Annotated in this window: 20 protein-coding genes and 2 tRNA genes; 16 read left to right on the top strand and 6 right to left on the bottom strand. The window is 66.3% G+C overall.

Annotated elements, in window-relative coordinates:
• Positions 1-12 precede the first annotated feature (12 nt).
• A complete protein-coding gene (locus A3AG_RS0123870; protein WP_018007828.1) occupies positions 13-516 on the bottom strand; it encodes a YhbY family RNA-binding protein in 504 nt (167 codons plus the stop codon).
• Between the two features lie 261 nt (positions 517-777).
• Here A3AG_RS0123870 and A3AG_RS0123865 point away from each other — a divergent pair, with 261 nt between their 5' ends.
• The 11 genes from A3AG_RS0123865 (at position 778) to phoR (ending at position 12,957) form a co-directional block, all read left to right on the top strand.
• Positions 778-1,443, top strand: coding sequence for an RlmE family RNA methyltransferase (locus tag A3AG_RS0123865; protein ID WP_012353230.1), 666 nt, complete (start codon positions 778-780; stop codon positions 1,441-1,443).
• A gap of 157 nt (positions 1,444-1,600) precedes the next feature.
• The gene (gene ftsH / locus A3AG_RS0123860; RefSeq protein WP_012353229.1) at positions 1,601-3,484 is read left to right on the top strand and encodes an ATP-dependent zinc metalloprotease FtsH; all 1,884 of its coding nucleotides are present in this window, start codon (positions 1,601-1,603) and stop codon (positions 3,482-3,484) included.
• Between the two features lie 142 nt (positions 3,485-3,626).
• Positions 3,627-4,481 carry a dihydropteroate synthase gene (folP, locus tag A3AG_RS0123855; RefSeq protein WP_026164434.1) on the top strand — a complete coding sequence of 285 codons (855 nt, stop codon included), beginning with the start codon at positions 3,627-3,629 and terminating at the stop codon, positions 4,479-4,481.
• 61 nt (positions 4,482-4,542) lie between these two features.
• Positions 4,543-5,886, top strand: coding sequence for a phosphoglucosamine mutase (glmM, locus tag A3AG_RS0123850; protein ID WP_018007826.1), 1,344 nt, complete (start codon positions 4,543-4,545; stop codon positions 5,884-5,886).
• A gap of 230 nt (positions 5,887-6,116) precedes the next feature.
• Positions 6,117-7,148: a phosphate ABC transporter substrate-binding protein PstS gene (gene pstS / locus A3AG_RS0123845; RefSeq protein ID WP_018007825.1), complete on the top strand. Its 1,032-nt coding sequence runs from the start codon at positions 6,117-6,119 to the stop codon at positions 7,146-7,148.
• 118 nt (positions 7,149-7,266) lie between these two features.
• Positions 7,267-8,235 (top strand): phosphate ABC transporter permease PstC, encoded by a 969-nt coding sequence (gene pstC, locus A3AG_RS0123840; RefSeq protein WP_018007824.1) that lies wholly within the window; start codon positions 7,267-7,269, stop codon positions 8,233-8,235.
• 17 nt (positions 8,236-8,252) lie between these two features.
• The gene (gene pstA / locus A3AG_RS0123835) at positions 8,253-9,134 is read left to right on the top strand and encodes a phosphate ABC transporter permease PstA (protein ID WP_370866960.1); all 882 of its coding nucleotides are present in this window, start codon (positions 8,253-8,255) and stop codon (positions 9,132-9,134) included.
• A gap of 51 nt (positions 9,135-9,185) precedes the next feature.
• Positions 9,186-9,974: a phosphate ABC transporter ATP-binding protein PstB gene (pstB, locus tag A3AG_RS0123830; RefSeq protein ID WP_018007822.1), complete on the top strand. Its 789-nt coding sequence runs from the start codon at positions 9,186-9,188 to the stop codon at positions 9,972-9,974.
• Positions 9,975-10,021: 47 nt separating this feature from the next.
• A complete protein-coding gene (gene phoU, locus A3AG_RS0123825; protein ID WP_018007821.1) occupies positions 10,022-10,726 on the top strand; it encodes a phosphate signaling complex protein PhoU in 705 nt (234 codons plus the stop codon).
• A gap of 28 nt (positions 10,727-10,754) precedes the next feature.
• Complete coding sequence (gene phoB, locus A3AG_RS0123820; protein ID WP_012353221.1) at positions 10,755-11,462, top strand: phosphate regulon transcriptional regulator PhoB; 708 nt, start codon at positions 10,755-10,757, stop codon at positions 11,460-11,462.
• 112 nt (positions 11,463-11,574) lie between these two features.
• Complete coding sequence (phoR, locus tag A3AG_RS0123815) at positions 11,575-12,957, top strand: phosphate regulon sensor histidine kinase PhoR (RefSeq protein WP_018007820.1); 1,383 nt, start codon at positions 11,575-11,577, stop codon at positions 12,955-12,957.
• A gap of 54 nt (positions 12,958-13,011) precedes the next feature.
• On the opposite strand, the gene ppk1 is transcribed toward phoR, so the two are convergent.
• A complete protein-coding gene (ppk1, locus tag A3AG_RS0123810; protein WP_018007819.1) occupies positions 13,012-15,138 on the bottom strand; it encodes a polyphosphate kinase 1 in 2,127 nt (708 codons plus the stop codon).
• A gap of 154 nt (positions 15,139-15,292) precedes the next feature.
• Here ppk1 and ppx point away from each other — a divergent pair, with 154 nt between their 5' ends.
• The gene (gene ppx / locus A3AG_RS0123805; RefSeq protein WP_018007818.1) at positions 15,293-16,825 is read left to right on the top strand and encodes an exopolyphosphatase; all 1,533 of its coding nucleotides are present in this window, start codon (positions 15,293-15,295) and stop codon (positions 16,823-16,825) included.
• Between the two features lie 70 nt (positions 16,826-16,895).
• Here ppx and A3AG_RS0123800 read toward each other — a convergent pair whose 3' ends face one another.
• The 3 genes from A3AG_RS0123800 to infA form a co-directional block, all read right to left on the bottom strand.
• Positions 16,896-17,738 (bottom strand): GNAT family N-acetyltransferase, encoded by an 843-nt coding sequence (locus A3AG_RS0123800; RefSeq protein ID WP_018007817.1) that lies wholly within the window; start codon positions 17,736-17,738, stop codon positions 16,896-16,898.
• Positions 17,739-17,894: 156 nt separating this feature from the next.
• Positions 17,895-18,371 carry a SixA phosphatase family protein gene (locus tag A3AG_RS0123795; RefSeq protein ID WP_018007816.1) on the bottom strand — a complete coding sequence of 159 codons (477 nt, stop codon included), beginning with the start codon at positions 18,369-18,371 and terminating at the stop codon, positions 17,895-17,897.
• Between the two features lie 198 nt (positions 18,372-18,569).
• Positions 18,570-18,791, bottom strand: a complete 222-nt coding sequence (gene infA / locus A3AG_RS0123790) for a translation initiation factor IF-1 (protein WP_008641674.1) — start codon at positions 18,789-18,791, stop codon at positions 18,570-18,572.
• Between the two features lie 592 nt (positions 18,792-19,383).
• Between infA and A3AG_RS0123785 the strand changes: the two genes are divergently transcribed.
• Both A3AG_RS0123785 and A3AG_RS31925 read left to right on the top strand, forming a co-directional pair.
• Positions 19,384-19,911 carry a hypothetical protein gene (locus A3AG_RS0123785; RefSeq protein ID WP_018007814.1) on the top strand — a complete coding sequence of 176 codons (528 nt, stop codon included), beginning with the start codon at positions 19,384-19,386 and terminating at the stop codon, positions 19,909-19,911.
• 114 nt (positions 19,912-20,025) lie between these two features.
• Positions 20,026-20,706 carry an exonuclease domain-containing protein gene (locus tag A3AG_RS31925; RefSeq protein ID WP_240619943.1) on the top strand — a complete coding sequence of 227 codons (681 nt, stop codon included), beginning with the start codon at positions 20,026-20,028 and terminating at the stop codon, positions 20,704-20,706.
• A gap of 205 nt (positions 20,707-20,911) precedes the next feature.
• Here the strand turns inward: A3AG_RS31925 and A3AG_RS0123775 are convergent.
• Positions 20,912-20,988: transfer RNA gene (locus tag A3AG_RS0123775), tRNA-Pro, on the bottom strand.
• 413 nt (positions 20,989-21,401) lie between these two features.
• Here A3AG_RS0123775 and A3AG_RS0123770 point away from each other — a divergent pair.
• Both A3AG_RS0123770 and A3AG_RS0123765 read left to right on the top strand, forming a co-directional pair.
• The gene (locus tag A3AG_RS0123770; RefSeq protein ID WP_018007813.1) at positions 21,402-22,664 is read left to right on the top strand and encodes a GGDEF domain-containing protein; all 1,263 of its coding nucleotides are present in this window, start codon (positions 21,402-21,404) and stop codon (positions 22,662-22,664) included.
• 51 nt (positions 22,665-22,715) lie between these two features.
• A tRNA-Arg gene (locus A3AG_RS0123765) sits at positions 22,716-22,792 on the top strand.
• Positions 22,793-22,868 lie beyond the last annotated feature (76 nt).

Raw genomic sequence — 22,868 nt, 5'->3', positions numbered from 1 at the left:
GATGCCGGCGCTTCAGCCCAGGGCCTTCTTCTTCTGGCTGGTCGGGCGGGCGCGCGAGCGCTTCACATTGCCGCCCGCGGTGACGCGCTCGTTGCCAAGCACCGTGACTTCCTTGCGGGTCGGGCGACGATTGGGCGCGGCGCTGGGCTTCTTCACCGTGACCGTGCGCGGCGCGGCGCCGCCGCGGCGGGCGGGCGTGTGCCGGCCGAGGTCTTCGGCCTGGTTTTCCTTCAGGCGGGCTTCGCCCGGACGCCAGACCACCAGCAGCTTGCCGATATGCTGGATCGGCGCGGCGCTGAGCTGGTCGCAGATTTCTTCGTAGATGGCGATTCGCGCTTCGCGGTCGTCGCCGAACACGCGGATCTTGATCAGGTCATGGGCGGCCAGGCTGCGGTCGATCTCGGCCAGCACGGCGCGGGTCAGGCCTTCGGCGCCGACCATCACGACCGGGTTCAGGGCATGGGCACGGGAGCGCAGGTCGGAACGCTGGGCGGGGACTAGTTGTAGAGCGGGCATAGGTTGGCGCCGGATAAGGCGCTTGAAATAGTGATAGAGCGCGTGGCGCTGGTAATCGGGCGCTGCCGCCCGCGCCGGTCGCGACACAGCGCGCGGGAACTGGCTGCCGACAGCCGCCGAGGGCGGCAAGCCGGGATGCGGATTGGCGCGTATTATCCGTCAATCCGGCACTGTCGGGCAGCAAAATCATCAAAACAGTAGGAAAACCTGCGCCGCCGGCCCGGCCGGCGCGCGCGGGCAGGGAACAGGCTGGTATCTGGCATGGCAAAGAACAAGTTCAATCATTCGTGGCTGCACGACCACATCAACGATCCGTACGTAAAAATGGCGCAGCGCGAAGGCTACCGCGCCCGCGCGGCGTACAAGCTCAAGGAAATCGACGAGCAGGACAAGCTGATCCGCCCGGGCCAGGTCATTGTCGACCTGGGCGCGGCGCCCGGCAGCTGGAGCCAGTACGCGCGCAACAAGCTGGCCGACTCGCCCCGGGCCAGGGACGGTAGGATCGACGGCGCCGTCGTGGCGATCGACCTGCTGCCGATGGAACCGGTCGCCGACGTCACTTTCATCCAGGGCGACTTCCGCGAGGAATCGGTCTTCCGCGAGCTCGAAAGTGTGGTGCTGGACGCCTCCGGCGGCAACAAGATCGACCTTGTTTTGTCCGACATGGCCCCCAATTTGTCCGGTGTGGCCTCCGCCGATGCGGCCCGGATCGAATACCTGTGCGACCTGGCGCTTGAATTTGCGCAGGCCCACCTGAAGCCGGAGGGAGCATTGCTGGTAAAGTGTTTCCACGGGAGCGGCTACAGCCAGATCGTGGAAAAGTTCAAGCGGCAGTTCAAAGTGGTCGCGAAGCGCAAGCCCAAGGCGTCGCGCGACAAGTCTTCCGAAACCTTTATCCTTGGGCGCTACCTCAAGACAGTGGATTGACCGATCTCGATACAAGCCAGGGCGGAATAAGAAATGTAGAGGGAAATACCCTCACCCGGTGCTATCGGCATCATAGTTTCTCTGTTTCCCCTCGAGGGCGGGGGCTGCATTACAATGCAGCTATCCGTTGGCAAGGCAATTGCAAAGGAGTTCGGCCTTGAATAACAACCTGTTTCAAAAGGCGGCAATCTGGCTCGTGATCGCGCTGGTGTTGTTTACCGTCTTCAAGCAGTTCGACAAGCCCCGTGCGCAGGACAGCGTCACCTATTCGCAGTTCATGGATGACGCCAAGAACGGCAAGGTGTCGCGTGTCGACGTGCAGGGCCGCAACCTGGTGGTCTCGCCCAAGGAAGGGGCCAAGTACACTATCATCTCGCCGGGCGACATCTGGATGGTCGGCGACCTGATGAAGTACGGCGTGCAGGTCACCGGCAAGGCGGACGACGAACCCAACGTGCTGGTCCAGGCCCTGTATTACCTCGGGCCGACCCTGCTGATCATCGTGTTCTGGTTCTACATGATGCGTCAGATGCAGGGTGGCGGAAAAGGCGGCGCATTCTCATTCGGCAAGTCGCGTGCGCGGCTGATCGACGAGAACCAGAACGCCGTCACGTTCCAGGACGTGGCCGGCTGCGACGAGTCCAAGGAAGAAGTGGTCGAACTGGTCGACTTCCTCAAGGACCCGCAAAAATTCCAGAAGCTGGGCGGCCGCATCCCGCGCGGCGTGCTGCTGGTCGGCCCGCCGGGCACCGGCAAGACGCTGCTGGCGCGCGCCATCGCCGGCGAGGCCAAGGTGCCGTTCTTCAGCATCTCCGGTTCCGATTTCGTCGAAATGTTCGTCGGCGTGGGCGCGGCGCGTGTGCGCGACATGTTCGAGAACGCCAAGAAGCAGGCGCCCTGCATCGTGTTCATCGATGAAATCGACGCGGTCGGCCGCCATCGTGGCGCCGGCATGGGCGGCGGCAACGACGAGCGCGAGCAGACCCTGAACCAGATGCTGGTCGAGATGGACGGCTTCGAGGCCAACTCGGGCGTGATCGTGATCGCCGCGACCAACCGTGCCGACGTGCTCGACAAGGCGCTGCTGCGTCCGGGCCGTTTCGACCGTCAGGTCTACGTGGGCCTGCCGGACATCCGCGGCCGCGAGCAGATCCTGAAGGTCCATATGCGCAAGGTGCCGATCGGCAACGACGTCGACGCTTCGGTGATCGCGCGCGGCACCCCGGGCTTCTCGGGCGCCGACCTGGCCAACCTGGTCAACGAGGCCGCGCTGTTTGCCGCCCGCCGCAACAAGCGCGTGGTGGACATGCAGGACTTCGAGGACGCCAAGGACAAGATCTACATGGGTCCGGAGCGCAAGTCGACGGTGATGCGCGAGGAAGAGCGCCGCGCCACGGCTTACCACGAGTCCGGCCATGCGGTGGTCGCCAAGCTGCTGCCGAAGGCCGACCCGGTGCACAAGGTCACCATCATGCCGCGTGGCTGGGCGCTGGGCGTGACCTGGCAGCTGCCGGAGCATGACAAGTATTCGAAGTACAAGGACAGCATGCTGGAAGAGGTCGCCATCCTGTTCGGCGGCCGCGCGGCGGAAGAGGTCTTCCTCAACGCCATGAGCACCGGCGCTTCCAACGACTTCGAGCGCGCCACCAAGATCGCGCGCGACATGGTGACCCGCTTCGGCATGAGCGATTCGCTCGGCGCCATGGTCTATGTCGATACCGAGCAGGACGGCATGTTCGGCAAGCTGTCGTCAAAGACCGTGTCGGAAGCCACGCAGCAGAAGGTCGACGCCGAGATCCGCCGCATCATCGACGAGCAATACGCGCTGGCCAAGCGCCTGCTCGAAGAGAACCGCGACAAGGTCGAGGCCATGACCAACGCGCTGATGGAATGGGAAACCATCGACGCCGACCAGGTCAACGACATCATGGCCGGCAAGCCGCCGCGCCCGCCGCGCAGCGCATCGGGCCCGAACGGTGGCGGCAGCACGCCTTCGGGTGGCTCCCCGGTGGCGCCGACCAACGCGCCCGCCACGGCCTGATGCGGCGCTCGTCCCACTGACGACGCCGTAGCGATGGCCGTGTAGTGCCTGTCCCTGAAGCCGGTGCCTGGTGCACCGGCTTTTCCTTTTTGCGCGGCCGAGCCGCGCGCATCGCCGAAGCCTTCCGACCTTGCAGCAGACGATCCAGACCCGGCACTTCCAGTGCGGCCGTTTCCGTTTTGCCCTGGACCAGCGTCCGCTGGTGATGGGCATCCTCAATGTCACGCCCGACTCTTTTTCCGACGGCGGGCAGCATGCGAGCCGCGACGCGGCGCTGCGCCATGCCGAGCAGATGATTGCCGAGGGCGTCGACATCATCGACATCGGCGGGGAATCCAGCCGGCCCGGTTCGGCGGCGCTGCCGCTGGCAGACGAGCTGGCGCGCGTGATCCCCGTGGTGGAAGCGCTGCGCGACTGTGGCAAGCCGCTGTCGATCGACACCTACAAGCCCGAGGTCATGCGCGCCGCGCTTGCGGCCGGAGCCGATCTCATCAACGATATCTGGGGCTTGCGCATGCCTGGCGCGGTCGAGGCGGTGGCGGGCGGACAGGCGGGGCTGTGCGTGATGCATATGCAGCGCGACCCGCAGACCATGCAGGAAGACCCGCACTACGACGATGTGGTTGCCGAAGTGGCGCGGTTCCTGGCCGAGCGCGTCGCCGCGCTGCGCGCCGCGGGGATCGACGATGCCCGCATCTGCCTCGATCCGGGATTTGGCTTCGGCAAGACACCCGATCATAATTTGCGCCTGCTCGGGCAATTGCCGAAGCTGGCGCTGGACGGCCTGCCGGTGCTGGCGGGCATCTCGCGAAAATCCACGCTGGGCGCCATCCTGGGTGGCCGCCCGCCGCAGCAGCGCGTCGCCGCCAGCATTGCCGCGGCAGTCTGTGCGGTGGAGCGCGGTGCGTTGATCGTACGCGTGCATGATGTACAGCAGACCGTCGACGCCGTGAAGACCTGGTGGGCCGTGCGCAACGAATCTGTCAACGCGGACTGAGCCAGGCGCCGACGCCGGTCGGCTACCAGGACAGAACACAGAAGAGAAAGGAAAACAACGAATGACACGCAAGTATTTCGGGACCGATGGCGTGCGGGGCAAGGTCGGCGAGGCGCCGATCACGCCGGACTTCGTGATGCGGTTGGGCCATGCCGCGGGCAAGGTGCTGGCGCACGGCGCCAGGACCGGGCAGGGCAAGCCCACCGTGCTGATCGGCAAGGACACGCGCATTTCGGGCTACATGCTGGAGGCTGCGCTCGAAGCCGGCTTTACCTCGGCGGGCGTGCATGTGCTGCTGACGGGCCCGCTGCCGACCCCCGGCATCGCCTACCTGACACGGGCGCTGCGGCTGTCGGCCGGCGTGGTGATCTCGGCCAGCCACAACCCTTACTACGACAACGGCATCAAGTTCTTCTCGGCCAGCGGCGACAAGCTGCCCGACGCGGTCGAAGCGGCGATCGAAGCGGCCCTCGACGAGCCCATGGTGTGCGCCCCATCCGACGACCTGGGACGCGCCCGCCGCATCGACGATGCCGCCGGCCGCTATATCGAATTCTGCAAGAGCACCTTCCCGTACGAGCAGGACCTGCATGGCCTGAAGCTGGTGGTCGACTGCGCCCATGGCGCGGCCTATCACATCGCGCCGCCGGTGTTCCATGAACTCGGCGCCGACGTGATCGCCATCGGCAACCAGCCCGACGGCCGCAATATCAACGCCGGCTACGGCGCCACCGCGCCCGAGAAGCTGATCGAGGCGGTCAAGGCCAACGGCGCGGACCTGGGGCTGGCCTTCGATGGCGACGCGGACCGGCTGCAGATGGTGGATGCCGATGGCCGGCTCTACAACGGCGACGAGCTGCTGTATCTGATCGTGCGTGATCGCCAGGCCGCGGGCCACGCGGTGCCCGGCGCGGTCGGCACGCTGATGACCAATATGGCGGTGGAACTGGCGCTCAAGCGCGAGGGCGTCGACTTCGTGCGCGCCAAGGTGGGCGATCGCTACGTGCTGGAGGAGTTGAACAAGCGCAAGTGGACGCTGGGCGGCGAGGGCTCCGGCCACCTGCTGTGCCTGGATCGCCACAGGACCGGCGACGGCATCGTGTCGGCGCTGCAGGTGCTGGGCGCGCTGCGCCGCAGCGGCAAGACCCTGGCGCAACTGCTCGACGGCGTGAAGCTGTTCCCGCAGACGTTGATCAATGTACGTGTGCAGAAGGGTTTCGACTGGCAGACCCATGCCGGACTGCAGGCCGCGCGCGCCGAGGTGGAGCCCGAACTGGAGGGCCGCGGCCGGGTGCTGATCCGCGCCTCGGGCACCGAGCCCGTGGTGCGCGTGATGGTCGAGGCAGAGCAGGCCGAGATGGCCGAGCGCGCGGCCAGGAAGCTGGCGGACGCGCTGGGTGCCTGATAGCTCTCATCCACGGAACGGAACGCCGGGCTTGCCCGGCGTTTTTTTATCTAGTAGCGCAATTAACCGCCGTCATATTCCGCTCCCCGCGGCGCCGGAAACTCCGTCATTACCTTGCTGCAGGCCAGTTTCAAGAAGATTTAAAGATGTCACGGAATTGTCATACGGGCAGCATAAAGTTCGTCTTGTCAAAAATTTGTCATTCCCAACCAATGTTCTCTGGAGGACATATGAAGCTGGTCAAGACTGCCGTGGCAGGCATCGTTTCGATGGTGGTGGCGGGTACTGCGTTCGCGGCGGAAATTACCGGTGCAGGCGCTTCCTTCCCGGCGCCCGTGTATTCCAAGTGGGCCGACGCATATAACAAAGCAACGGGCAACAAGGTCAACTATCAATCCATCGGCTCGTCGGGCGGCATCAAGCAGATCGGCGCCAAGACGGTCGATTTCGGCGCCTCGGACGCGCCGCTGAAGGACGAGGAACTGAACAAGCAGGGCCTGGTCCAGTTCCCGACCGTGATCGGTGGCGTGGTGCCGGTGATCAACCTGCAAGGCGTGAAGCCGGGCGAACTGACCATCACCGGCGAGGTGCTGGCGAATATCTACCTGGGCAAGATCAAGAAGTGGGACGACCCCGCCATCAAGGCGCTGAACCCGCAAGCCAAGCTGCCGAACCAGGACATCCTGCCGGTGCGTCGCGCCGATGGTTCGGGCACCACCTTCATCTTCACCAACTACCTGTCCAAGGTCAGCGCTGACTGGAAGGGCACGGTAGGCGAGGGCACCACGGTCAACTGGCCGGGCGGTGGCACCGGCGGCAAGGGCAACGAGGGCGTGGCCGCCTTCGTGCAGCGCCTGAACGGTGCCATCGGCTATGTCGAGTACGCCTACGCCAAGCAGAACAAGATGACCCACGTGAACATGAAGAACGCGTCGGGTGCCGTGGTCAAGCCGGGCGACGACGCCTTCAAGGCCGCCGCCGCCGGCGCGGACTGGAGCAAGAGCTACTACCAGATCCTGACCAACCAGCCGGGCAAGGACGCCTGGCCGATCGCCGGCGCCACCTTCATCCTGGTGCACAAGAACCAGGAAAAGCCGGCGCAGGGCGCGGAAGTGCTGAAGTTCTTCGACTGGGCCTACAAGAGCGGCGCCAACATGGCCGCCGACCTGGACTACGTGCCGCTGCCGGAGAACGTGGTCAACCAGATCCGCTCGACCTGGAAGAGCAGCGTGAAGGACGCCTCGGGCAAGGCGCTGTACTGATCTGACGGCATCGCCGGCCCCGCGCAAGCGCGGGGCCGGTGTCCGGGCAGCCTGGTTCTCGCCTGGACACCGCGCTCCCGCCCAGGCGGGAGCGGCGATCCACCCTGAATTCTCCGATATGGCGACTATCCCCTCCGACACCCGCGGCGTGCAGCCCCCAAGCCGGCTCGGCGACATCCTGTTCGGCGGCCTGACGCGCGGCGCCGCCATCGTGACGCTGTTGCTGCTGGGCGGCATCATCGTCTCGCTGGCGATCAGCGCCTGGCCCTCGATCGAGGCCTTCGGCGCGCGCTTCCTGTGGTCCGCGGAGTGGGATCCTCCCGCCGATGTCTACGGCGCGCTGGTGCCCATCTACGGCACCATCGTGACCTCGCTGATCGCGCTGATCATTGCGGTGCCGGTGAGCTTCGGCATCGCCCTGTTCCTGACCGAGCTGTCGCCGGCCTGGCTGCGCCGCCCGCTCGGCACCGCCATCGAACTGCTGGCCGCGGTGCCGTCGATCGTGTACGGCATGTGGGGCCTGCTGGTGTTCGCGCCGATCTTCGGCGAGTATTTCCAGAAGCCGCTGGCGGCCACGGTGGGCCAGCTGCCGGTGATCGGCAAGCTGTTCCAGGGCGCGCCGCTGGGCATCGGCCTGCTGTGCGCGGGCGTGATCCTGGCGATCATGATCATCCCGTACATCGCCTCGGTGATGCGCGACGTGTTCGAGGTCACCCCGGTGCTGCTCAAGGAATCCGCCTACGGCGTGGGCTGCACCACCTGGGAGGTGATGTGGAACGTGGTGCTGCCCTACACCCGCGCCGGCGTGATCGGTGGCGTGATGCTGGGCCTGGGCCGCGCGCTCGGCGAAACCATGGCGGTCACCTTCGTGATCGGCAACACCAACCTGCTGGACAGCGCCTCGCTGTTCTCGCCGGGCAACAGCATCACCTCGGCGCTCGCCAACGAGTTCGCCGAAGCCGGCGCCGGCCTGCATACCGCCGCGCTGATGGAGCTGGGCCTGATCCTGTTCTTCATCACCTTCGTGGTGCTGGCGCTGTCCAAGCTGTTGCTGCTGCGACTGGCCAAGAATGAGGGCGCAAAATGAGCCAAGCGAGCCAAGCCATGACTTCCGTATCGATTCCCGCCGTCCGTCCCGATGCCGATGCCGTGCGCGCGCGCCTGCAGGGCCGCCGCCGCCGCGTCAACCTGTACGCGCTGACCGCGTCGCTGGTGGCGATGGGCTTCGGCCTGTTCTGGCTGGCGTGGATCCTGTGGACCACTGTCACGCTGGGCGTCGGCGGGCTGTCGCTGGACCTGTTCACGCAGATGACGCCGGCGCCCAATACCGCCGGCGGCGGCCTCGCCAACGCCATCTTCGGCAGCTTCGTGATGGTCGGCATGGCCACGCTGTTCGGCACGCCGCTGGGCATCCTGGCGGGCATCTACCTGGCCGAGTACGGCAAGAGCTCGCCGCTGGCCAGCCTTATCCGCTTTATCAACGACATCCTGCTGTCGGCGCCGTCGATCGTGATCGGCCTGTTCGTCTACGCGCTGGTGGTGACCCGCATGGGCCACTTCTCGGGCTGGGCCGGCATCTGCGCGCTGGCGCTGCTGCAGGTGCCGATCGTGGTGCGCACCACTGAAAACATGCTGAACCTGGTGCCCAACGCGCTGCGCGAGGCCGCCTTCGCCCTGGGCACGCCCAAGTGGAAGATGGTGCTGTCGATCACGGTGAAGTCATCGTACGCCGGCATTGTGACGGGCGTATTGCTGGCCGTGGCCCGTATCGCCGGCGAAACCGCGCCGCTGCTGTTCACCGCGCTGTCCAACCAGTTCTGGACCACCGACCTGAACAAGCCGATGGCCAACCTGCCGGTGACGATCTTCCGCTTCGCCATGAGCCCGTTCACCGAATGGCAGCAACTGGCCTGGGCGGGCGTGTTCCTGATTACGATCGGCGTGCTGGCCCTGAACATCCTGGCGCGCATCCTGTTCAAGAAATAAGCGGCGCGCCCGTCATCCGGACCGCCCCAAGACTGCAAGCGAGAAAACGCAATGACCTCCACCGTCATCGACATTCCCGATTCGGTTCGCGCCAAGATCGACGTGCGCAACCTGAACTTCTATTACGGCCAGTTCCATGCCCTGAAGAACATCAACATGTCGATCCCGGACCGCAAGGTCACCGCCTTCATCGGCCCATCGGGATGCGGCAAGTCGACGCTGCTGCGCACCTTCAACAAGATGTACGCGCTCTATCCCGAGCAGCGCGCCGAGGGCGAGATCAACATGGACGGCGACAACCTGCTGACCGCCAGGCAGGACATCGCACTGCTGCGCGCCAAGGTCGGCATGGTGTTCCAGAAGCCGACGCCGTTCCCGATGTCGATCTATGACAACATTGCCTTCGGCGTGCGCCTGTTCGAGAAGCTGTCGCGCTCGGAAATGGACGACCGCGTGGAGTGGGCGCTGACCAAGGCGGCGCTGTGGAACGAGGCCAAGGACAAGCTGCACCAGTCGGGCTACGGCCTGTCCGGCGGCCAGCAGCAGCGCCTGTGCATCGCGCGCGGTATCGCCATCCGCCCCGAAGTGCTGCTGCTGGACGAGCCGTGTTCCGCGCTCGACCCGATTTCAACCGGCCGCATCGAAGAACTGATCGCCGAACTGAAGGACGAGTACACCGTGGTGATCGTGACGCACAACATGCAGCAGGCGGCACGCTGCTCGGACTACACCGCCTACATGTACCTGGGCGAACTGATCGAGTTCGGCGAGACCGAGAAGATCTTCATCAAGCCGCACCGCAAGGAAACGGAAGACTACATCACCGGCCGCTTCGGCTGACAGGCAGGGCAGGGACTAGCATATCCATAAGCGCCCAGGAGAATCCCATGACTGACAAGCACCTGTCGACCCAGTTCGACGCAGACCTCAACGCCATCAACACCAAGCTGCTGCAGATGGGCGGGCTGGTGGAATCGCAGATCGAGCTGGCCATGCGCGCGCTGACCGACTTCGACGCCGAGATCGCCGACCAGGTGATCGCCCGCGAGATCCAGCTCAACGCGCTGGAAGTCGAGATCGATGCCGATTGCGGCAACATCATCGCGCGGCGCCAGCCGACCGCGCGCGACCTGCGCCTGGTGATGGCGATCTCCAAGACCATCACCAACCTGGAGCGCGCCGGCGACGAGGCCGAGAAGATCGCCAAGCGCACCAAGCACATCATGGAAGACGCGTCGGCGCACAGCATCAACTACGCCGAGGTCAAGCTCTCGGGCGAGATGGCGATCTCGCTGCTGCGCCAGGCGCTCGACGCCTTTGCCCGCCTGGACACGGTCGCGGCTGCGCGCATCGTCAAGGACGACAAGGCCATCGACGAGGAATTCCGCGGCTTCGTGCGCAAGCTGATCACGTACATGATGGAAGACCCGCGCACGATCTCGGTCGCGCTGGATTTCCTGTTCATCGCCAAGGCCGTCGAGCGCATCGGCGATCACGCCAAGAATATCGCGGAATTTATCATTTACATTGTCAAGGGCACGGACGTCCGCCATGTCTCGCGCGAGGACATGGAGCGCGAAGCGCTGAGCTGAGTACAGCCGCCCACGGAGAACCATACACATGCCAAGCAGTATTCTCGTTGTCGAAGACGAACCGGCGATCGCCGAGCTGATCGCCGTGAACCTGCAGCACGCGGGGCATTATCCGATCCGGGCCTATAACGCCGAGCAGGCGCTGTCGCTGATGAGCGATGTGCTGCCGGACCTGGTGCTGCTCGACTGGATGCTCCCGGGCAAGTCGGGCGCGAACTTCGCCAAGGAGTTGCGCGCCAACGACCGCACCCGCCAGATTCCCATCATCATGCTGACCGCCCGCGGCGAGGAGCAGGACAAGGTGATGGGGCTGGAAGCCGGTGCCGACGACTACGTCACCAAGCCGTTTTCGCCCAAGGAACTGCTGGCGCGGATCAAGGCCGTGCTGCGCCGCCGCGCGCCGCAGCTGACCGACGACGTGGTGGCGATCAACGGCCTGCGGCTGGATCCGGCCACGCACCGCGTCACCGGTCAGGATGAGAGCGGCCCGATCAAGCTCGACCTGGGCCCGACCGAGTTCCGCCTGCTGCACTTCCTGATGACGCACCCGGAGCGCGTGCACAGCCGCTCGCAACTGCTCGACCAGGTCTGGGGCGACCACGTCTTTGTCGAGGAGCGCACCGTCGACGTCCATATCAAGCGCCTGCGTGCGGCGCTGACGCCGGGCGGCTACAGCAACATGATCGAAACCGTGCGCGGCAGCGGCTACCGGCTGGCACGCACCCCTGGCGCCTGAGCCGCCGCACGGGTCTCGAGCCGCTGGCAGGGCGCGGCGAAATCGTGGCACACTCCGTCGCAACCCTGCAGGCAGCCGTTTCCGTGGCTGCCTGCGAGCCTGAACCCTGCGCATGAATGTCATCTGGGCCCGTTCCGCGGCCATCCTGATCAGCCTGCTGGTGCTGTCCGCCGGCGTCTACCTGGTCGCCGGCCCGGTACCGGCGCTGGCGCTGGCCTGCGTGTCGCTGCTCGGGCTGCTGTTCTACTACCTGTACCAGATCAACCGGCTGTGGAAGGTGCTGGACGCTCCTGTCTACGGCGAGATCCCGAGTGCGCTCGGCCTGTGGGGCGAGGTGTATTACCGCCTGCACCGGCTGGTCAAGCGCTGGCGCACCCAGGTGCTGCAGGTGGAGCAGCAGCACACCCGCTTCATCCAGGCGATCCAGGCCTCGCCCAACGGCGTGCTGATGCTCGATGACGCCGACCAGATCGAGTGGTGCAACGACGTCGCCGAGCAGCATTTCGGCCTGAACGCCCGGCGCGACGTGCGCCAGCGCATTACCCACCTGATCCGCCGGCCAGAGTTCGTCCATTACCTGACGCGGCAGCAGTTCGACGACCCGCTGGTGATGCGCGACATGGGCGAGCACAAGCACAGCGTGATCGCGGTGCAGATCCTGCCGTATGGCGACAACCGCAAGCTGGTGATCACGCAGGACATCACCAAGCTGGAAAACACCGAGGCGATGCGGCGCGATTTCGTCGCCAATGTCTCGCACGAGCTGAAGACCCCGCTCACCGTGATGACCGGCTTCCTCGAGACCGTGCGCGACCTGCCGGTGTCCGAGGAGGACCGGCGCCGCTATATCGACATGATGCTGGCGCAGTCGGTGCGCATGCAGAGCATCGTCGAAGACCTGCTGGCGCTGGCCAAGCTGGAAAGCGACGCCCAGCCGCCGGGCCATGACGTGGTGCCGGTCCGCGCCATGGTGGCGCACCTGATGCACGATGCCGAGGCGCTGTCGCAGGGCCGGCACCACGTCGCGGCCGAGATCGACCCGACCGTCGGCATGCGCGGCGCGGAAACCGAGCTGATGTCGGCGCTCGGCAATTTGGTATCGAACGCCGTGCGCTACACGCCGGAGGGCGGTCGCATTACCATGCGGCTGGCCTGGGAAGATGGCCACGCGGTGTTCTCGGTGGCCGATACGGGCCTGGGCATCGCGGCCGAACATATACCCCGGCTGACCGAGCGCTTCTACCGCGTCGACCGCAGCCGCTCGCGCGACACCGGCGGTACCGGGCTGGGGCTGGCCATCGTCAAGCACGTGCTGTCGCGCCATCACGCGGAACTGCGCGTCACCAGCGAAGAGGGCCGGGGCAGCGTGTTCCGCGTGGTGTTTCCGCTGGAGCGCAGCGTGCGTTCCGCCGTCGACAGCGCGGACAGCCCCGTGCCGGGCGCGGGTTCGTCGGTCGCGCCGCAGTCGCCCGACAGTTCCCGGCGCGCCGCCTGATCACCATGAAAAAAACCCCGCCATGGCGGGGTTTTTCGTTGCCTGTGCGCGCACTCAGGGCGTGCCGCCGAACATCACCAGCAAATCGTTCTGGCTGATGTGCGGATGCTTGGAGCGCGTCTGATTGCGCATGTAATTGCCGTCCGATTGCATGATCCACGCCGAGGCATTGTCGCGCAGGTGGACCTGCAGGCTCTCCTTGATGACGCGCGCCTTGAGCGCCTTGTCCAGGACCGGGAACGCGACTTCCACGCGGCGGAACAGGTTGCGGTCCATCCAGTCGGCGCTGGAGAGGTAAAGCACGTCTTCGCCGGCGGCCTGGAAGTAGTAGACGCGGTGGTGTTCGAGAAAACGCCCGATGATCGAGCGTACCGTGATGTTCTCGGACATGCCCGGCACGCCCGGCATCAGCGCGCACACCCCGCGCACGATCAGGTCGATCTTCACGCCGGCGCGCGAGGCCTTGTACAACTCGTCGATGATCGACGGTTCCAGCAGCGCGTTCATCTTGGCGATGATGCGCGCCGGCTTGCCCGCGCGCGCGTTGCGGGCCTCGGCGCGGATATGGTCGACCAGGTTGCTCTGCATGGTGAACGGCGATTGCCACAGGTGGTTCAGCCGGATCGTGCCGGCGGTGCCGGTCAGCAGCTGGAACACATGGTGCACGTCTTCGCAGATGGCCTCGTCGGCGGTCAGCAGCCCGAAGTCGGTATAGAGCCGGGCCGTGCGCGGGTGGTAATTGCCCGTGCCCAGGTGGGCATAGCGGCGCAGCTTGACCTGCTTGGCCTTCGGCCCGGTGGGCTCGCGCCGCACGATCAGCAGCATCTTGGCGTGGCACTTGTGCCCGACCACGCCGTAGATCACGTGCGCGCCGGCGGACTCGAGCCGCTCGGCCCAGTTGATATTGGTTTCCTCGTCGAAGCGCGCCAGCAGTTCCACCACCACCGTCACTTCCTTGCCGTTGCGCGCGGCGGTCATCAGCGCTTCCATCACCAGCGATTCGTTGCCGGTGCGGTAGACCGTCTGCTTGATCGCGACCACGTTGGGATCGGCCGCGGCCAGCTGCAGCAGGTCCAGCACCGAGCTGAAGCTCTCATACGGATGGTGCAGCAGCACGTCCTGCTGGCGCATCACGTCGAACATCGACGCGCCGCCGGAGAAGGCCTTGACCGGGGCCGGCACATACGGCGGGAACTTGAGCCCCGGCCGGTCGACCATGTCGGGGATCTGCATCAGCCGCACCAGGTTCACCGGCCCGGAGACGCGATACAGGTCCTGTTCGGCAAGCCCTGATTCCAGCAGCAGCCGGCGCGCCAGCGGCGCCGGCGTATCCGACGAGATCTCCAGCCGCACCGTGTCGCCGAAATGGCGCGCAGGCAGCTCGCCCTGCAGCGCTTCGCGCAGGTCGGTGATGTCGTCTTCCGAGACGAACAGGTCCGAGTTGCGCGTGACGCGGAACTGGTAGCAGCCATGCACGGTGATGGCCGGGAACAGCTCGTGCACGAAGCCCTGCATGAACGACGACAGCATGACAAAGCCGTACGGATAGCCCGACAGCTTCTCCGGCATCTTGACCACGCGCGGCAGCGCGCGCGGCGCCTGCACGATGGCGAGATCGGCATCGCGCCCGAAGGCGTCCTTGCCGGATAGTTCCACCACGAAGTTCAGGCTCTTGTTGAGCACGCGCGGGAAGGGGTGGGCCGGGTCCAGCGCGATCGGGGTCAGCACCGGGGCCAGTTCGCGCTGGAAGAACTCGCGTGCCCATTCGCGCTGGGCATCGGTCCAGGTGGTGGTCAGGTGGAAAAAGACCCCTTCTTTTTCAAGTAGTGGAAAAATGGTGTTCTGCAGCATGTCATACTGCGAGGCCACCAGCCGTTGCGTGCGCTCGGTGACAAGCTGGTAGGTCTGCTGGAACGAAAGACCATCCGGCGTCAGGCCCGAGGCATTGTCGCGCATCTGTTCCTTCAGGCCCGCCATGCGGATTTCAAAGAACTCGTCCAGGTTGCTGGACACGATGCAGATGAACTTGAGCCGTTCCAGCAGCGGGACTTTCGGGTCCGCGGCTTGCGCCAGCACGCGGGCGTTGAATTCCAGGATGCCCAGTTCGCGATTGAGCAGCGTACTGGACGGAGTCGTCGACATGGTCATGACCTTCTTTTGGTAATGTGGCGACTTTTTCATAGAATCGTGTCACTTTCATGACAGTTTGATTTTGTCATGATGCGGACATGACCACGACATATTTTCTCCGGGCCCGAATCGCGGCAGGCCCAGGCACCAGCGTGTCCCTGCCGCGCTTCGCAACGCCAATGCGAACCTGCCCTTCAAGCACACGATGAACAACACTCCACGCCTGCTGGCCGCCGTCGACATGGGCTCGAACAGCTTCCGCCTGATGATCGGGCGGGTGGACGAGACCCCGACGGCCAATGGCCCGGCCAGCCAGATTTTCCAGGTGGACGCGCTGCGCGAGCCGGTGCGACTGGCAGCCGGGCTGACCCCCGACAAGTACCTGGACCAGCCCGCGCGGCGGCGTGGCATCGATGCGCTGCGGCGCTTCGGCGACCGCCTGCGCGAGTTCGCGCCGGGACAGGTGCGCGCCGTTGCCACCAATACGCTGCGGGTGGCAAAGAACGCGTCCGAGTTCCTGATCGAGGCCGAGAACGCCCTGGGCTTTCCGATCGAAGTGATCGCCGGGCGCGAGGAGGCGCGGCTGATCTATCTGGGCGCGTCGCACGATGCGCCGGCCTGCCAGGGCAACCGCCTGGTGGTCGATATCGGCGGCGGCTCGACCGAATTCATCATCGGCAACGGCTACCAGTCCAGGCTGATGGAAAGCCTTTATATCGGCTGCGTGTCGCACAGCCGCCAGTTCTTTCCCAGCGGCAACGTCGACGAATACGCGATGAAGCAGGCCGAGCTGGCGGCGCGTCGCGAGATCCAGGTGCTGGTGCGCCAGTACCGCGCCGCGGGCTGGGAGCAGGCGGTGGGCTCGTCGGGCACCGCGCGCGCGCTGGCCGAGCTGATCGAGCTCAACGGCATGAACGACAGCAATGCCGAGCATGGCATCACGCGCGAAGGGCTGGAGCGGCTCAAGCGCGCGCTGATCAAGGCCGAGAACACCAACCGCGTCAAGCTGACAGGGCTCAAGCCCGACCGCATCCCGGTGCTGCCGGGCGGCTTGTCGATCATGCTGGGGGTGTTCGCCGAACTCGATATCGAGCGCATGGACGTGACCGACGGCGCGCTGCGCCTGGGCGTGCTGTACGACCTGCTCGGACGCAGCCACCATGAGGACATGCGCACGGTCACGGTGGACCAGTTCATGCGCCGCTATGGCGTCGACCGCGCCCAGGCCAGCCGCGTGCGGCGCACCGCGCAGACGCTGCTGTCACAGTTCCCGGACCCGGCCAATGAACGGCGCGAGGACAACCTGGCGCTGCTGGGGTGGGCCGCCAGCCTGCATGAGATCGGCATGTCGATCTCGCACAGCGGCTACCACAAGCATTCGGCCTACATCGCCACCCATGCCGACATGCCAGGCTTTTCCAAGACCGACCAGGCACGGCTGGCAACGCTGCTGCTGGGCCACGCGGGCAAGCTGGGCAAGCTGTCGGGCAGCGGCAAGTTCGTCGACTGGCGCATGCTGTTCAGCCTGCGCCTGGCCTTCGTGCTGTGCCGGCGCCGCTCGGATGTGGCGCTGCCTGACATCCGTGTCACGCAGCTGGCCGAAGCGCTGGATGAAGGCTTTACCGTGCGGCTGCCGAAGGCGTGGATCGACGCCAATCCGCTGATCGAATACAGCCTGGCGCAGGAAGCCGACGAATGGCAGCGCATCGGCAAGCGCTACAAGGTGGTCTACGACTGAGCGGGAAGGCGGCGAGCGGCCGCCGATAGGGCGGCCGCGGCCGGAAGGGCCTTGGTGGCGGGAGCGCCGCTCAGGCGGCGTTGTTCAGGCCCAGGAAGTGGCGGGCGTAGCGCGGGTTCATGTCGTTCACGCGCAGCAGCGTGAGAAAGTCCGCCACGTTGAAGTCCGGGTCCCACGCGGGCTGGCCGCAGATCTTCGCGCCCAGGCGCAGGTAGCCCTTGATCAGCGCGGGCGGCTCGACCGCCAGTTGCTGGTTCAGGTCTTCCACCGGCAGCGGCAGGCGCGGGAAGGCGTGGTACTCGATCGGCGCCAGCGAGCGCTCGGTGAACAGCCGGTGCAGGCTGGCCGCGTAGTGGCCGCCGTCGCTCATCGGCACGCTCGCGCAGCCCAGCATCGATTCGATGCCCCAGCGCTGCAGGTACTCGCCCAGCCCGCCCCACAGCGCCATGATGACACTGCCGGAGCGGTAGTCGCGGTGCACGCACGAGCGGCCCAGTTCCAGCATCTTGGGGCGCAGGTGCGACAGGCGCACCAGGTCGAATTCCGATTCGGCGTACAGGCAGCCCAGGCGCTTGGCCTGGTGGGGCGGCAGCACGCGGTAGGTGCCGACCACGCGCAGCGTGGCCATGTCGCGCACGATCAGGTGGTCGCAATAGGCATCGAACATGTCGACGTCCAGTTCGGGTACCGAAGACGTCAGGCGTGCGCCCATTTCCTCGGCAAAGACCTTGTAGCGCAGGCGCTGGGCCTCGACTACTTCATCCTGGTGGCGCGCCCACGCCACGCTGAGAACAGGCGACTCATGTGCCGGTGTATCCGATGGGCGATGAAGACGCCTCCGCGCCGTCTGGCCGCCGAGGCCATTGGGCAGGGAGTCGAAGAGCGGCTGGGTAGGCGTCGGCAGATCTCGCATCAGTATGTCCTTTTGGTGACGAAACTGTTGCGATGCAATGTAGTCAGGGCCGGTGACATTGCCGTGACCCGGCGATGACGGTTGCGTGACTTCGACTGCCGCGCCGGTCCGGGAAGCCTCCGGGAGCACCCGGGCGGGCACGCACCCCGGCCGGTGTCAGAGGAATTCGGGGTTGATGACCGCGCGCAGCACCGTCTGGGCCTCGCTTTCGCGTGTACGGCCGGTCAGCCACCAGACGCCGCCCTTGCGCACGCTCCAGTTCATTTCCGTGCCCGCCAGCAGCAGGCTGGCGACGCGGCCGATCCAGGGCTGATGGCCGACCACCACCACGTGCTCGGGGCGCTCCGGCCATTCGACCGCGGCGAGCACGGCGCTGACGTCGGCGCCAGGGGCCAGGGCATCGAGGATGTGCGCCTCGCCGGTCAGCGCCGCCGCCGTTTCGCGGGCGCGCACGGCGGGACTGCACAGGACGCGGGTATCGGCTGGCAGATGCGCGCGCAGCCATTTGGCCGAGGCCTCGGCCTGCTTGCGGCCGCGGCGCGTCAGCGGGCGCTGCAGGTCGGCATGGCGGCTAAGGCTGAGGGCGTCGGGGAGGTCTTCGGCTTCGGCATGGCGCCACAGGATCAGGTTCATGTCGGACGGTGCAATGAGCGTGCTTCGAGTATGGTGAAGCGGCCCGACCGGCGCAAGCGCGGCGCAAGCAAAAGCGGGCTGCCGGTCAGGGCAGCCCGCAAGTGTCTCCGGGCGCGGTGTCAGCGGCGTGACAGCGCGTCGGCGCAAATACGCGGCGGCGCCGGTGGCAATGCGTTGCCATCGGCGCCGTCGGGAAACTCAGGACTTGTGGCGGAAGTTGATGCGCCCCTTGGTCAGGTCGTAGGGCGACATTTCCAGGGTCACGCGGTCGCCGGCCAGGATGCGGATGCGGTGTTTCTGCATCTTGCCCGAAGCGTATGCCCAGATTTCAACGCCGTTTTCCAGCGTGACACGATAGCGGTTGTCAGGCAGGGCTTCCGACACCACGCCGCCAAATTCAATGAGTTCTTCCTTAGCCAATCTGTCTTCCTTTTCGGCAGCCCGCGAAGGCTGCATGGTTACGTTTCAAAAAATTCGGTTCGATACGCCCGCCACGGCGCCAACCGCGGCATTTGCGCCGATACGGCCAATCGCGCCTGAGGCGGTTGGGGCAGGGCGCGCATGCTGCGGCGGCAGGCGCCTGCATGACCGGTTCAGTCGGCGGCGTCAGCGGTGTTGCCCTGCGGGCGCGGATTGCTTGGGCGAAAGCCTGGTCGCTGACAGCCGGAGAGGCCGTGTGCTACGCGGAGCAGGCGGGCAGGTGTACCCGGTGGTTCGCCAGTTCGGTGTCGTCGCGGAGGGCCCGCGCCGGCGGCTGCTGTTCGCTCGCAGGAGCGCGCTGGTGAGAACGCCCGGTTACAGGGATGCTCGGACACCCCGGGGGCTACTGCGACATTGTATCACGTACGCGGATGCAGCATTGCCCGCGCATCGGTTGCACCTGCCTGGGGTCCGGCGCAATAAAGTGGCGATAAAGCCGCAGCCTGCGTCGCGCTCCGCTTGGTATTTGTGTCACATGAGCTAGAACTAACGCGTACGGCCGTGCCGGGCCGGATCTCGCAAGGAGACTGCCATGGAACTCCATCTGGAATCGCACCGCTACGTCCGCTGCCGTCCCGACTGGCGCGCGGCGGTGCTGGCGGGGCTGATTGCGGGCGCGGTCTACATGGTGCTGGAGCTGCTGACCGCGCGTTTTTTGCTGTACCAGGGCGCCTGGGGCACCGTGAAGATGGTCGCCGCGATCATCCTCGGCCGTGAGGCGCTGTCGGCCGATGCCTTCAGCTGGACCATCGTGCTGGCCGCGGGCACGGTGCATTTTGCCTTGTCGATCATCCTGGCGACGGCGCTGGCGCTGATCCTGTCGTCATTCCGGCTCGACACCAGCCTGGGACTGGCTTCGGTAGTCGGCATCGTGTTCGGCGTAGTGGTCTACCTGGTCAACTTCTATGTGTTCGGGCGCTACATGAACTGGTTCGACGAAGCGCGCGGCTGGGAGAGCCTGTTTGCGCATGCGCTGTTCGGACTGGTTGCGGCCGATGTGTACTGCAACCTGGAGCGGCGGCGCGGCGAGGCGCAGGCGCAACCGCAGCCGCGCGCCTGAACCGTTTAGCCCATCTGGTTGATATGACGATTAACGCGCTCGCACTACGCTAGAGGCGAACAACCCTAGCGTCTGGCGCCTGGCACGTCCGCGCACAGCCACACCGGAGCGCCCATGCGGGTCGCAATCGTCAGTACCGAGACCACCGGGCTCACGCCAGCCGACGAGCCCGTCAGCATCGGCTTGCTGCTGGTCGAGGTGTCGCCGCGCGCCGGCGGCCTGGTGCGCGAAGTGGCCGAGTACTACGGTTCGCAGGAGCCCACCGTGCCGATCAGCGCGGCGGCCACCGAGACCCACGGGCTGACCGCCGACATGCTGCGCGGACGCCGCTTCTACCTTGGCGCCATGCGCGCCATTGTCGACGAGGCCGAGGTGCTGGTGGCCCACGGCGCCGCCTTCAACGCCAGGATGCTGGAGAAAGTGCTGCCCGGGATCCATCACAAGCGCTGGCGCTGCTCGGTGCGGCAGGTGCGCTGGTCCCAGTATTTCTACGCCGCCAACCACAAGCTCGATACGCTGTGCGAGCACCTGCACATCTTCCGTCCGCGGCCACAGGTCGCGCTGGACGATTGCCTGGCGCTGTCCAGGCTGCTGTTCCGGCCGATCGACGCTACCCGGCAGACGACACCGATGGGCTTCCTGCTGGCCGAAGCCGATTTCATGAGCCTGCTCGCGCCCACCGGCTGCGGGCCCGCCGCGCCGCCCGCCGCGCCGCCGCCTGCGGCAGCGACTGGAGGCCTCAGGTCGAAGCCAGCCAGCACGGCCCCGGGCGGGGACTGGCCATGGCCGCCGTGATTCTGATGCTATGCGCCGGCGCGGTGATCTGGCCGGACTTGCTCCCGTGGTGACCGGGCGGTGCCAGCGCCGCATGCCGCACCGGACGGGCAAGGGCGCAACCGCCCTGCGCAAGCGCGCCGGAAAAAGACGCCGGGAAAGGACGCCGGGAAAGAAAAACGGCCCGGATCTTCCGATCCAGGCCGTTGTTTCCATTGGGTATTTCTGGTCGGAGCGATAGGATTCGAACCTACGACCCTCTGATCCCAAATCAGATGCGCTACCAGGCTGCGCTACGCTCCGAAGCCGGCCATTGTAGCCGCGACGGCAAGCCACGGTCAACGTGCGCCGATGCCGGCGGGTTGGGGCCGGCCGGGGTGCGCCGCGATGCTCCCCCTTCTGGCGGGGGCGCTTTGTCTTGACTTGGGTTTGCGCGCTGCGATAATCCGCACACCGCTCCAGTCCGACCGGCGTGCTGTCGAGAACGCCCGGTTTCGCGTATTTCCTTCCGGACTGACCTGATCACCACAATAAGAACGGCGCTCTCCGCCCTGGGCGAGCGGCTCGGTCTGTCTGCGTTCGCCAACTGGCGGCATGGGCGGCCTGAAACAGGAGTGCGGCATTCGATCACAACGATCCGGCACAGGATCGGCAAAAAATGCAGGCAAGCGCGGTGGCACGCGAAGCGCGGCGGCTTGCCTTGGACGGGAATAAAGATGTTTCAGTCGCACGTGGTTGTGCTCATCGCGGGGCTGTTTGCCTTGCAGATGGCGGTGGTTTGCGTGGTGTTGCGCCGGTCGTCGGGCATGGAGCGCAGCGGCCTGACATCCTGGGCGCTGGGCAGCGTGCTGGCGGCCTTTGCCGCGGCGCTGGCGGCGGTGCAGGCATTGCGGCCGATGTGGCTGGTGCCGGAGTCGACCGACCTGGCGCTGCTTGCCGCGCTTTCGGTGATGGCAGTGGGCGCGCGGCACTTTGCGCAACGGCCGGGCCGTGCCGCGGGCCTGCTGGGGCTGAACCTCGCGGCCGCGGCAGCGGTGGCCTGGGGCGATCTGGCGCCGCGCTACCCGGCCACGTTGGTGGCGCTGCCCGATCTGGCACCGGTGCTGAGCGCCTGCCATATCGTGCTGCTGCTGGATCTCGCCCGCAGCGTGGTGCCGTCGGTGCCTGCCACGCGCGGTACCGGCCGGCTGGCGGCGTGGTCGCTGGCGGCGATCGTGATCGCCGCGGCCGCCATCAATGTCTGGACCGTGTTGCGGCCGCTGGCGGCGATGGCACAGGGTGGCGCCTGGCCGCGGCCGATGCCGTGGGACGGCGAGCTGGCCATCTTCAACGTCTTTGCCCTGGTCGGGGTGTCGGTCAGCTTTGCGCTGATGGCGCACGACCGGCTGCGCCGCATGCTGGAGCGGCGCGCGCGGCACGACGACCTCACCGACGTGCTGTTGCGCGGCGCCTTCTGGGAGGAGCTCGAGGCCGCTTGCCTGCAGGCCGAGCGGCAGCGCAAGCCGATGACGGTCGCGTTTGTCGACCTCGATCACTTCAAGGCCATCAACGATGTCTATGGCCATCTGGCCGGCGACAGCGTGCTGCGGCACTTTGCCGGCCTGCTGCGCAAGACGCTCGGCCATGGCCACCTGGTGGGACGCCTGGGCGGCGAGGAGTTCGCCATCGTGATGCCCGATACCACGCTGGAGACCGGGCGGCTTGCCTGCCTGCGACTGGCCACGGCGGTGCGCGCCACGCCGTGCCCGTCCGAACCCGATCCGATTGCCTATACCGTCAGCATCGGCGTGGCCGCGCGCCAGCCCGGCGAGGGCGCCGATGCGCTGATGCGTCGCGCCGATCGCGCGCTGTATGACGCCAAGCTGAAGGGGCGCAACTGCGTGTCGCTGCACCCGGGGGGCGATACCGCCGAATCGACTGCCGACGCCGCCGGCGCCGGCCGCTACGTCACGCGTGCCCAGCCGCGCGCGGCGTCCTGAGGCGCATCGCTTGTCACCGTGGCCGGGCGCTGCGGTAGAATGCACGCCTTCGCGTCCTTAGCTCAGTTGGATAGAGCACTCGCCTTCTAAGCGAGCGGTCAGAGGTTCGAATCCTCTAGGACGCGCCAGCAGGCCCATCGATTCGCGCCGCCGGATCGTCCCGGGCCGCTCCTGCCGCTGCGCCGGCATCGTCCCGGCGCTATC

The sequence above is a fragment of the Cupriavidus neocaledonicus genome (assembly GCF_000372525.1).
Lineage (GTDB): Bacteria > Pseudomonadota > Gammaproteobacteria > Burkholderiales > Burkholderiaceae > Cupriavidus > Cupriavidus neocaledonicus.
This window is presented reverse-complemented; position numbering and strand designations above follow the sequence as displayed.

Coding starts and splice junctions, on each gene's coding strand:
- A3AG_RS0123870 (WP_018007828.1), bottom strand. CDS start 516: ATGCCCGCTCTACAACTAGTCCCCGCCCAGCGTTCCGACCTGCGCTCC.
- A3AG_RS0123865 (WP_012353230.1), top strand. CDS start 778: ATGGCAAAGAACAAGTTCAATCATTCGTGGCTGCACGACCACATCAAC.
- glmM (WP_018007826.1), top strand. CDS start 4,543: ATGACACGCAAGTATTTCGGGACCGATGGCGTGCGGGGCAAGGTCGGC.
- pstS (WP_018007825.1), top strand. CDS start 6,117: ATGAAGCTGGTCAAGACTGCCGTGGCAGGCATCGTTTCGATGGTGGTG.
- pstC (WP_018007824.1), top strand. CDS start 7,267: ATGGCGACTATCCCCTCCGACACCCGCGGCGTGCAGCCCCCAAGCCGG.
- pstA (WP_370866960.1), top strand. CDS start 8,253: ATGACTTCCGTATCGATTCCCGCCGTCCGTCCCGATGCCGATGCCGTG.
- pstB (WP_018007822.1), top strand. CDS start 9,186: ATGACCTCCACCGTCATCGACATTCCCGATTCGGTTCGCGCCAAGATC.
- phoU (WP_018007821.1), top strand. CDS start 10,022: ATGACTGACAAGCACCTGTCGACCCAGTTCGACGCAGACCTCAACGCC.
- phoB (WP_012353221.1), top strand. CDS start 10,755: ATGCCAAGCAGTATTCTCGTTGTCGAAGACGAACCGGCGATCGCCGAG.
- phoR (WP_018007820.1), top strand. CDS start 11,575: ATGAATGTCATCTGGGCCCGTTCCGCGGCCATCCTGATCAGCCTGCTG.
- ppk1 (WP_018007819.1), bottom strand. CDS start 15,138: ATGAAAAAGTCGCCACATTACCAAAAGAAGGTCATGACCATGTCGACG.
- ppx (WP_018007818.1), top strand. CDS start 15,293: ATGAACAACACTCCACGCCTGCTGGCCGCCGTCGACATGGGCTCGAAC.
- A3AG_RS0123800 (WP_018007817.1), bottom strand. CDS start 17,738: ATGCGAGATCTGCCGACGCCTACCCAGCCGCTCTTCGACTCCCTGCCC.
- A3AG_RS0123795 (WP_018007816.1), bottom strand. CDS start 18,371: ATGAACCTGATCCTGTGGCGCCATGCCGAAGCCGAAGACCTCCCCGAC.
- A3AG_RS0123785 (WP_018007814.1), top strand. CDS start 19,384: ATGGAACTCCATCTGGAATCGCACCGCTACGTCCGCTGCCGTCCCGAC.
- A3AG_RS31925 (WP_240619943.1), top strand. CDS start 20,026: ATGCGGGTCGCAATCGTCAGTACCGAGACCACCGGGCTCACGCCAGCC.
- A3AG_RS0123770 (WP_018007813.1), top strand. CDS start 21,402: ATGTTTCAGTCGCACGTGGTTGTGCTCATCGCGGGGCTGTTTGCCTTG.